The organism is Brucella ciceri, assembly GCF_041930145.1.
GTDB classification, from domain to species: domain Bacteria; phylum Pseudomonadota; class Alphaproteobacteria; order Rhizobiales; family Rhizobiaceae; genus Brucella; species Brucella intermedia.
The window spans coordinates 70,821-80,262 of the sequence record NZ_JBHEEV010000013.1 but is presented as its reverse complement, the minus strand read 5'-3'; the positions used below and the strand labels follow the sequence as shown (position 1 = coordinate 80,262).

Here is a 9,442-nt window from a genome sequence, read left to right as displayed (position 1 = left end):
GTCATGCCGTGCTGCACCTTTTCGGAAAGATAGGCGCCCGTGGCGGCACTGATTGGCGGGATAGGATCGATGTCGGGTGAAGAGAGGGGGGCGACGATGGCGCGGTCCAGTCCGAAGGTTTTCTCAAGTTCGACTTCGAGGGATGTCAGACTTGCCAGCTTGCCTTCGATGGTAATCTTAACTTCATTGCGAGCGCGGGCATCGGCAAGAAGGCGAACGATTGTGACACGCCCGACGCCGAGCGCTTCCGCGATGTCGTTCTGGGTCATTTGTTCGACATAATACATCCACGCAGCGCGTGTTCGCAGCCGGCTTGTACGGTTTTCGGCAGCCACACCTTCCGATCCGATGATGAGGTCCGCTGTTTCCGGATTTTTCTGTGTCTTCCTGCCGGCCTTTTTCAAAACTATCCCTCAAATTAATGGCGTAATACTGCATTATATAAGCGCTGTTCTTACACCGAAACTATTGCTTTTCCGTGTGAAGGCAAACCATAATTCATGTGTCTGGTCCATCCTGTTGCGATGGTGCTGTCATAAGGAAATCGACAATGTTGCGCACTCTTTCGGAAGAAATTGCAGTCAATCTGAAGGACCGCCTGCGTGGCGTTCGATACATGATTCGTCGCAATTGCCACGAAGGTTTGCCGGAGGCCGAAAGGCGCAGCAACATCCCGTCTCCTGAACTGTTGCTGGAACATGCGGCAAGCATGGTGGACAAGGCTCTGACGACAGCCGAAACGATTTCCATTTCGCTGATTTCGGCTGACCCGAAGGTCCATAACAGTGCGCCGCATGTCAAAAGCTTGTCGGTCTATTTCGGTGCCGGCACGGAAGGGGCACGCGCTTTCCGCAAGGATATTTATTATCTCACCAAGGAAGTGTTGCGCCGCCATCAGTTGCAGAACGTGCTTATCCAGGAAGCGGCATTCGTAACGGTTCATGCAAGGATGATGCGGAAACATGGCTCTTTGCTGAAAAGCGTATTTTCCGCAGAAGCAGGCGAAACGAAAATTGCTGCCACCTCCAGGGCCGTGACAGCCCTTTTTCTGGAACTGCTTGGCGAAAGACCCGTGCGGTTCATCTCCATGGAAGGGCATCGCGACCCCCAAGCCTTGCGCAAATTTGAAACGACCTGTTTTGCAGCGGTGGGGCTTGCCTGTGGTCTGGCGACTGCAAAAGCGGCGGATCTGGCAGGCGTCGATCCTTTGGAGAGCGCAATTCTGGCGCTGGATGTGCGCCATGATCGTCTCATGCAGGCAGCAGAAGAGCGCGATCAGGCGCAGCTCGAAACATTGTTCCAGACGCTAATTGCTCATCTTCCCTGACTCGGGGCAGACGGCTGAAACATATCCAGGATAAGCTTCTTCGCGCGGGGAATTGATGCCGGGCTCATGCTGAGTTCGGTCAGTCCCATTCGCAGGAACTCGCCGATGAGTTCCGGTCTTCCTGCCGCCTCCCCGCACATGCAGACCATGATACCTGCTTCCGTACCGGCTTTAGCAGTCATCTCGATTGCCGCCATCACCGCCGGATGGCTAACATCGTTGAGTTTCGCCACGGTCGGGTTGAGCCGGTCCGCAGCCATCACATATTGCGTCAGGTCATTGGTGCCGATGGAGAAAAAAGCCGCCTCTTTTGCAAGTTCCCGCGCAGCGAAAACAGCGGCGGGCGTCTCGATCATCACGCCAAGGTCGAATCCGGCAAAGGCTTTGCCTTCGCTTTCAAGCTCGCCGATACATTCGGCGATAAGGCGTTTGGTTGCGCGGATTTCTTCGACATCCGAAACCATGGGCAACATGACTTTGAGATTGCCGCTGACCGCTGCACGCAAAAGCGCTCGCAATTGCGGCTTGAACACGTCCACCCGGTCCAGACACATGCGAATGCCGCGCCAGCCAAGGAAAGGGTTTTCTTCTTCGGGAAATTCGATACCGGCAATCGGTTTGTCGCCGCCGATATCCAGTGTGCGAACGATGACGGGGTTCGGCGCAAAGGCTTTCAGCAGCGCGGAATAGGTTTCGGTCTGCATATCTTCTGAAGGCAGGTGAATATGCTTCATGAAGAGAAGTTCGGTGCGGAAAAGCCCGACCCCCATTGCACCGGATTCAAGCGCGACTTCGATCTCTTCCAGCGCACCCATGTTGGCTGCAACTTCGATGATCGTACCGTCGGCCCTGCGCGGCGTGACGGAGCGGTAAGCATCAAGTGCCTGCTTTTCCTGCAAGGCCCTGGAAATGCGCGCTTCGATTTCGTTGCGGGCGGCTGTGTCCGGATCAGCATGAACGATGCCCGAACTTCCGTCCACTGCCACGATTTTCGCATTTCGTAGTTGCTGCACAGCGCTTCCCAGACCAAGAACTGCTGGAATGCCATGCGTACGCGCAATGATGGCCACATGCGAGGTCGCACCGCCATGCCCGCAGACGACGCCTTTGATCTTCTTGAGCGGCGCTCTTGCGAGATCCCAGGCGCCGATGTCTTCTGCGATGAGCACCGATCCTTCCGGCAGGCCTTCCAGATTGACGTCTTCCTTGCCGAGAAGCGCAAGGCATATCTGGCGGCTGACGGCGTGCACATCGTCCGCGCGCGCGTTGAGATACGGATCATCCAGTGCTGCAAATTGCCCGGCCAGGGTTGCAGCCGCGGCGAGCATCGCCGAGATTGCGTCGAGACCGCCTCGAATAAGCCCGATCGCTTCATCGATCAGGCTGTCATCCGCGGCAATATCCTTCAGTGCTGCAATAATGCCTCTGTCTGCATCTGCAAGATTGCCGCCGGAAAGGGAGGCATCCATGCGTTGCTGTACGGTGGTGATAGCCGACCTGAAGCGAGCGATCTCGGTCTCTATTTCATCGGATGCGAGTTTACGGCCCGAAGGTTTGATTTCTTCGGGGAAAAATGGAAAAGCCGCACCCAATGAAATGCCTTCGCTTGCGCCAACTCCCTTGATCTGGCCTGCGGGGAGTTTGGGCGTGATCGCCACTTGCGGCATGGTTGCGGCTTGAGGTGCAGCCGGAGCATCGGGTGCAGCTGGCGCGGCGACCTCTTCCAGGCCCGCCTGCGGGTTTTCCAGATAGCCGATCAGCGCTTCAATGGCTTCAATCGCGTCTGCTCCATCGGCACGAACGGTGACTTCGTCAAGCTCCTTCACGCCAAGCAGCATCAGCTTGACAGAGCTTTTGGCGCTTACGCTTTTTCCGGCCTTGGCGATTTCAATATCACTCTCAAAACCCTTGGCCAGTTTAACGAAGCGGGTCGCAGGGCGCGCATGCAGCCCCTCACGCACCCGGACGATAGTCGAGCGTTCCATCTATGTAAGCCTCAAATCGACGTCTGAAACATTTCAACGCAATGATTGTTGAAAATGGGTTCCAATCGTCTGTTTTAACACGCAATTCCAAATCCAGGGATGGGCAGTTTCAGCCGCCAATGGTGATAATCTGCCCCTCCTTGAGAGCAGCGACAAGCTCTTCGCCTGCTATTTCACTGGCGCAGATTTCGCCGGGGCGATCTGTCGAATCTGCACCGGTGAATGAAATGACGACATGCCCGATTTCGCGCACCTTCTGCCAGGCGCTTTCGCCAACGGCGGTGATTTCGGCCTTGAGTGCACCGATTGCGATCTTCGTTCCGACGGCAGGAGCCGAAGCCTCGGGGCCTTCCTCCACCACGTGGAGGACAGATACTTCGGCCAGTTCCGGGGGAGAACCGTCAGCAAACAGGATCAGAACGCCGCCTTCAGCGAGGTCCGCAACTTCCGGGCCGATTGCGGTGATCCGCGTTTTCAGGTGTATCGACATAGAGGCGGTCCTTTCTTTCTATGGTATTCGATGCTCGGCGAAATCGATCGGAAAACATCGTTACTGCACGTGTTTGGGAGGTTGCCCGCCGCCGCCTTTGCTGCGGCGGGCTGAAAGCTCAAAGCACCGCGAGGCTGACCAGCCATGCGATCAAAACCGAAAGCGGGCCCATGATCTGACGGCTGATCAGAACCGCTGGCACGCCGATTTCGATGGTCTTCGGCTTGGCTTCTCCGAGCGCCAGGCCGACCGGCACGAAGTCGCAACCGACCTGCGTGTTATAGGCAAACAAGGCGGGCAGGGCCATTGCCGGGGCAATTGTGCCGTTTGCGATCTGCGGGCCGATGATCGCCACGCCGACGACCTGCGCGATAACCGCACCCGGCCCCAGAATTGGCGACAGGAACGGCAGCCCGCAAATTGCGGAAAGCACAAGCAAACCAACAATGTTATTGGCCAATGGTCCGAGCGGCTGGGCGAGAATATCGCCAATCCCGGTATAGAGGATCAGGCCGATCAGCATTGTCACAAATGCCATGAACGGCAGTACGTTGCGGATAACCTGATCGATCGTGCGGCGTCCGGCCTGGAAGAAGATACCAACGACGCGCCCCATGACGCGGCCGATGCTGCTGATAAGCCCGACAAGGCCGCCTTCGCTCGGCTGTTCCACTGGCGCAGGCTTTTCTTCTTCAACGGCAGCAGCAGCCGGAGCTGCGGCGGCTGAACCGTCAGCGGGAACGATGTTTTCCGGTTTTACGCCAGAAACGTAGATATCTTCAGTGATGAATTGTGCCAGCGGACCTGCCTGCCCGACCGGAGTGATGTTTACGGTCGGGATGCGCTTGCGCGGATAAACGCCGCAGCGGGCTGTGCCGCCGCAATCGACAACCACTACTGCCATTTCGCTTTCGATTGGTGGTGAGCGAAAACCATCAACCGCCTCCGCGCCGGTCAGCTCGGCGATCTGGCGCGCAAGCGGATGGATGCCGCCGCCGGTGACCGAAACCACCTTGTTGCGCTGGTCGGTCGGCTGAATGACAAGCGGGCCGCCCCAGCCATTCGAGCCGCGTGAAATCTTGACTGCCTTATAGGTCTTGACCATGTTTTTCTCCCCCGGTTCCGGCTTAAAGCTCAATGCCCTGACGCCGCGCCATGATGGCGGTGATGCGTTCTGTAAGCATGCCTTTGAGAAGGATCACCACGAGACCCACGATGGCGTACCAGATGGCGACATTGATATGATAGCCGGTTGGAACCGCGCCCTTCTTCTCGAGCTCGAGAAGGGCTACCAGCACGCCGCCCCAGACAAAATATTCGCCGGGATTGATGTGCGGGAAGAGACCGAGCGGCGGATGGACGTAGGACACGGCCGCATCATAGAAAGCGGGCTTGTATTTCTCGTCCAGGAATGAGCCGAACGTGTAAGCCATCGGGTTGGTCAGAAAGAACACCGACAGAACCGGCAGTACCGTGTAGCGGGTCAGCGCAATGCGCCCGGCGCTACGCGCGATACCATGGACGCGCTTTTCGCCGACCAGTTCCGTTACGGCATAAAAAGCGGTCATCAGCACGACGAGCGTCGGGATAATGCCTGTAACAAACCCCGAGAAAACCTCGCCGCCTTTCTGGAATACGCCGATGAAGTGCTTGCCGATCGAGGCAAGCCAGCCGAGCTGCTCTTCCTGCTGGACGTTCTGAAGTCGTTCCTTGAACTGATCGACGGTAATTCCGCTGCCGCCCGCATCACCCGGCGCGGGGGCCGTTGCTTGCGCAAGCTGCAGAAGATCATTTCCCGCGTGCTCTGCGGCCTGTTTGCCATGCAGCGCCGCATCGGAAATCATGCTGCCAGCCATATGTATGGATTGAATCGTTGCGTCGGCATGTTGCGCCAACATCGTCACTATCGACATTGCTCCTCCTCGATTGCTTGTTTCAGGCAAGCAACTCCTATGCTCCCACTGCCTTCAGACCTTCGAGTTCGATCCCATCGGACTGGTCTCTTATGCGACCGATCTGTTCTATCGCCTGTCTGGCGGCAGCCACCACTTCAGACGTTCCTTCTCCAAACGCGGGATTGTCCGGCAATTCGCCAAGGCGCATTCCCTCAAAACCTTCACGGCGGATGAACTTTGCAAAGACGGTTCGTCCGCTCATCTGGAGGAAGCGACGCACCACGAGGTCGCGATCCACGACGATCAACACGATGACACCCTTGCCGAAACGCCCTCGTATGTGACCCGCGCCAACAAAACCGTCGGAATATTTCGAAGTGATGCCCTTCATCACATCGGAATAGTGGCGCATCTGGAACCAGACGCCCAGCGACTGGAAGCCCCACAGCAATGCGAGGGCCAGCAAAGCCCATTGCCAGATAGCCATTTTATTCTCCTCCCACGAAGGGCAAACGGCTATTTTCCACGTTCGCCTTTCATGAAATAGAGAACATTTGTCTTCGTGAATGTCAATATGTATAATTTTATCGCAAAGGAAAGACGAATGAAGACTGACATTTCAATCGACTTCGCATAATGTCGCTTGGAAACAGGAGGCCGCTCGCGTCATGGATTTGCTGCTCAGGGAACAAATGGCATCGATGCCTGATTTGCGTCATCGACTGCGCCAGTTGCGCTGGTTCAGGGCGACGTTCCGCAAGCATGCAAGCCTGCTGCATGAGCTCTACGGTGTTGAATACGACATTGATGAAAAGAAACTCACCGAGGCGTTTCTGAACTGGGTGGAGCTGGTGGACCAGAACAAGCGTTTCGCCAAGGTGGACCGCAAGGATTTCATCACCTTTGCAGCCGGGCTGGTGTTGCGCGAACTGATCCGGCTGTCTCCGGCGAAAGTTATTTCACCGCCAATTCAGGCTGACGGCGATGCGGGGCGGCTGTATGAGATCGTCAGGTTTTGGCCCGAGGGATTCCTCTACACCAACTACTGTATCTGCGCGATTGCTGCAGTGCAGGAACAGGAGTTCGGCACCGTTCCGAATATAGACCAATGTGCTGATGAATTGCGCACCTGGTGGTCCTACAAGGAAAACATTGTCGAAATGCCTGGTTACGCGATCGCATTTCTCGACAAGTTTCTGGGCGGTGAGCCCAACTGGGTGATGCCCGATCTGGCATCTGCACGCGCGGCAGTGAAGCGGGCTTTGGCGGATAAGCCAGTCACAAAGATCCAGAATAAATAGCTGGCGGTTTTTGTTTGCCTGCCCACCTGTTCGGGATCGGGGTCATTTGAAATCCGCTACCCGCTGGGACGCGCTTTTCCTATGAATGAGAACCGGAAATGCGCTAATTGGGATAGACGGTTGCCAAAAAACCATAATTAGCCAACAAGAGTTGGAATTAAACGCTCAGCGTCAAGAATGGAACATAACTTGAAACGCATCAAGATTGGCCTGGTTTGTCTCTTCCTGGCAGGTATTTTGCCCGCGCAGGCTCTCGAAGTCGGTTCGCCGGCCATTCTGAAGCCATCGCCGGAGCAGGTTCAAGCCGCTCATCTCACGGCAGAATTTCTCACGCGTTTCCATTATCGGCCCATCCCGCTGGATGACGCCTTGTCGGTCCGGATCATGAACCGGTTCATCGATTCACTGGACCCGGACAGGCTCATCTTTCTGCAGGCGGATGTCGACAAGTTCCTGACCGGCAGCAAGGAAATCGATGACGCCATCGACCGCCAGGACCTGACCATCCCCTTTTCCATTTTCAACGTCTATCAGATGCGCATCATCGAGCGCATGACGTTTGCGCGTGGCCTGCTCAAGCAGAATTTCGATTTCAGCAAGCAGGAAGAATTCTCCATCGTGCGCGACAAGGAACCCTGGCCGCGTTCGAACGCGGAAAGCGACGATCTATGGCGCAAGCGCGTCAAGAACGACTGGCTGCGTCTGAAGCTCGTCGGCAAGGATGATGCAACTATTCGCAAGACGCTCGACAAGCGTTACGAGAACTCCATCGAGCGCACGTATAAATACAAGAGCGACGATGCCTTTCAGTCATTCATGGCTGCCTATACAACATCGGTTGATCCGCACACCGATTATTTCGGCGTCAAGGCTTCGGCCGAATTTGATATTTCCATGAAGTTGTCGCTGGTTGGCATCGGTGCGGTGCTTCAGGAAAGAGACGACTATACGACGATCCGCGAGCTTGTTGCGGGCGGCCCGGCGCAGTCGTCGGGCAAGCTTGCCGTGGGCGACCGTATAATCGGCGTCGGTCAGGGCAAAGACGGTCCGATCAAAGAAGTAATCGGAATGCGTCTCGACGAAGTTGTGCAGATGATCCGCGGCGACAAGGGGTCGGTCGTGCGCCTCGATATCCTGCCGGCAGATGCCGGCGCCGATGGCAAGCATCATGTCATCACGCTGGTTCGTGACAAGATCAGTCTCGACAAACAGGCCGCCAAGAAGACGATCCTTCCCGTAAAGGACGGAGACGTTACCCGCAAGATCGGGGTGATTACGCTCCCGGCATTCTACGAAGATATTCAAGCGCGGCGGAAGGGCGACAAGAACTACAAAAGCGCCAGCCGCGATGTCGCCAAGCTGATCGCCGAGTTGAAGCAGGATAAGGTTGACGGCGTTCTGGTCGATCTGCGCAACAATGGCGGCGGTTCGCTGAGCGAGGCGATTGATCTGACAGGTCTGTTCGTCGGCAAGGGGCCAGTGGTCCAGCAACGCAATGCAAACGGCGAAGTCAAGGTTGAAAGCGATAATCTTCCGACGCCAGCCTGGAAGGGGCCGTTGGGCGTGCTCATCAATCGCGGCTCTGCTTCCGCCTCGGAAATTTTCGCGGCGGCAATTCAGGATTACGGCCGGGGCGTGGTCATAGGCGAGCCAAGTTTCGGTAAGGGAACCGTGCAGACCGTGGTCGACCTCGATGAAGTGGCCAACAATCCCAAACCTGAATATGGCGAGCTTAAATTTACGGTCGCCCAGTTCTTCCGTGTCGACGGTGGAACGACGCAGTTGCGCGGCGTGACGCCCGATATCAGCCTGCCGGGCCTCTTCGATCTGAAGCTTGTCGGTGAATCGAGCTTCGACAATGCTTTGCCGTGGTCTCAGGTTTCAGCGGCGAAATACAAAGCCTCTGATGACATAAAAGCGTTGCTGCCAAAGCTGCAAAATCTGCACGACGAGCGCGTGCAGAAATCCCGCGAGTTCCAGGACTTTGTGGAAGATGTAGCGACGCTTAAGGCGCAGCGCGAGAAAAAGGTCATCTCGCTCAATGAAACGGTGCGTCGCAATGAGATGACCGCGCAGGAAAATCGAGCCAAGGCGCGCGGAAAATCCAATGATGGCATTGATGCGCAGATTGACGACGGCCTGCAGTCGAACGAGCGAAGCCTGAGTGCCGACCTTGCAATCGAGAAGAGCCGCAAGAACGCGACGGATGTTCTGCAGAACGAAGCCGCCGCGATTGTCACCGATCTGGCTATCCTGCAAAACAAAGTGCCCGAGCACGCTGCAAATTAAAGAAAGGCACCGCTTGTGGAGAGCGGGCGTTAAATCGTAGCGAAGACCACGATCCCGATACGTATATCGGGATCGGCCATCAGTACATGCCTGCAGCGTCGGGCTAGCGGATTGATCCGGATTTGTCGGTTCCAGCTCATGCCGTCGGGGATAAA

8 protein-coding genes and 1 pseudogene are annotated in these 9,442 nt (G+C 56.3%); 3 read left to right on the top strand and 6 right to left on the bottom strand.

The annotated features are described in order from the left end of the window. Positions 1–404, bottom strand: a pseudogene (locus tag JNC63_RS19845) (sugar-binding transcriptional regulator); the annotation flags it as partial. Between the two features lie 146 nt (positions 405–550). Here JNC63_RS19845 and JNC63_RS19840 point away from each other — a divergent pair. After that, positions 551–1,327 carry a hypothetical protein gene (locus JNC63_RS19840; RefSeq protein WP_006471857.1) on the top strand — a complete coding sequence of 259 codons (777 nt, stop codon included), beginning with the start codon at positions 551–553 and terminating at the stop codon, positions 1,325–1,327. Here JNC63_RS19840 and ptsP read toward each other — a convergent pair. From ptsP to JNC63_RS19815, 5 genes are all read right to left on the bottom strand, one after another. After that, positions 1,315–3,312 carry a phosphoenolpyruvate--protein phosphotransferase gene (gene ptsP / locus JNC63_RS19835; RefSeq protein WP_006470094.1) on the bottom strand — a complete coding sequence of 666 codons (1,998 nt, stop codon included), beginning with the start codon at positions 3,310–3,312 and terminating at the stop codon, positions 1,315–1,317. The two genes, JNC63_RS19840 and ptsP, sit on opposite strands and share 13 nt — an antisense overlap. Before the next feature lie 109 nt (positions 3,313–3,421). Next, a complete protein-coding gene (locus tag JNC63_RS19830; RefSeq protein ID WP_006470095.1) occupies positions 3,422–3,802 on the bottom strand; it encodes a PTS glucitol/sorbitol transporter subunit IIA in 381 nt (126 codons plus the stop codon). 118 nt (positions 3,803–3,920) lie between these two features. Then, complete coding sequence (srlE, locus tag JNC63_RS19825) at positions 3,921–4,907, bottom strand: PTS glucitol/sorbitol transporter subunit IIB (protein ID WP_006471858.1); 987 nt, start codon at positions 4,905–4,907, stop codon at positions 3,921–3,923. Between the two features lie 22 nt (positions 4,908–4,929). After that, positions 4,930–5,715 carry a PTS glucitol/sorbitol transporter subunit IIC gene (gene srlA / locus JNC63_RS19820; protein ID WP_025091134.1) on the bottom strand — a complete coding sequence of 262 codons (786 nt, stop codon included), beginning with the start codon at positions 5,713–5,715 and terminating at the stop codon, positions 4,930–4,932. Positions 5,716–5,752: 37 nt separating this feature from the next. Then, on the bottom strand, positions 5,753–6,184 hold the full coding sequence (locus JNC63_RS19815; RefSeq protein ID WP_006470098.1) for a transcriptional regulator GutM: 432 nt from the start codon (positions 6,182–6,184) through the stop codon (positions 5,753–5,755). Between the two features lie 181 nt (positions 6,185–6,365). On the opposite strand from JNC63_RS19815, the gene JNC63_RS19810 reads away from it, so the two are divergent. Further along, the gene (locus tag JNC63_RS19810) at positions 6,366–6,998 is read left to right on the top strand and encodes a hypothetical protein (RefSeq protein ID WP_006470099.1); all 633 of its coding nucleotides are present in this window, start codon (positions 6,366–6,368) and stop codon (positions 6,996–6,998) included. 177 nt (positions 6,999–7,175) lie between these two features. Further along, a complete protein-coding gene (locus tag JNC63_RS19805) occupies positions 7,176–9,287 on the top strand; it encodes a carboxy terminal-processing peptidase (RefSeq protein WP_006470100.1) in 2,112 nt (703 codons plus the stop codon). Positions 9,288–9,442 lie beyond the last annotated feature (155 nt).

Bases quoted from the DNA above. Each gene is read 5' to 3' on its own strand.
- JNC63_RS19840 (WP_006471857.1), top strand. From the start codon at position 551: ATGTTGCGCACTCTTTCGGAAGAAATTGCAGTCAATCTGAAGGACCGC.
- ptsP (WP_006470094.1), bottom strand. From the start codon at position 3,312: ATGGAACGCTCGACTATCGTCCGGGTGCGTGAGGGGCTGCATGCGCGC.
- JNC63_RS19830 (WP_006470095.1), bottom strand. From the start codon at position 3,802: ATGTCGATACACCTGAAAACGCGGATCACCGCAATCGGCCCGGAAGTT.
- srlE (WP_006471858.1), bottom strand. From the start codon at position 4,907: ATGGTCAAGACCTATAAGGCAGTCAAGATTTCACGCGGCTCGAATGGC.
- srlA (WP_025091134.1), bottom strand. From the start codon at position 5,715: ATGTCGATAGTGACGATGTTGGCGCAACATGCCGACGCAACGATTCAA.
- JNC63_RS19815 (WP_006470098.1), bottom strand. From the start codon at position 6,184: ATGGCTATCTGGCAATGGGCTTTGCTGGCCCTCGCATTGCTGTGGGGC.
- JNC63_RS19810 (WP_006470099.1), top strand. From the start codon at position 6,366: ATGGATTTGCTGCTCAGGGAACAAATGGCATCGATGCCTGATTTGCGT.
- JNC63_RS19805 (WP_006470100.1), top strand. From the start codon at position 7,176: ATGGAACATAACTTGAAACGCATCAAGATTGGCCTGGTTTGTCTCTTC.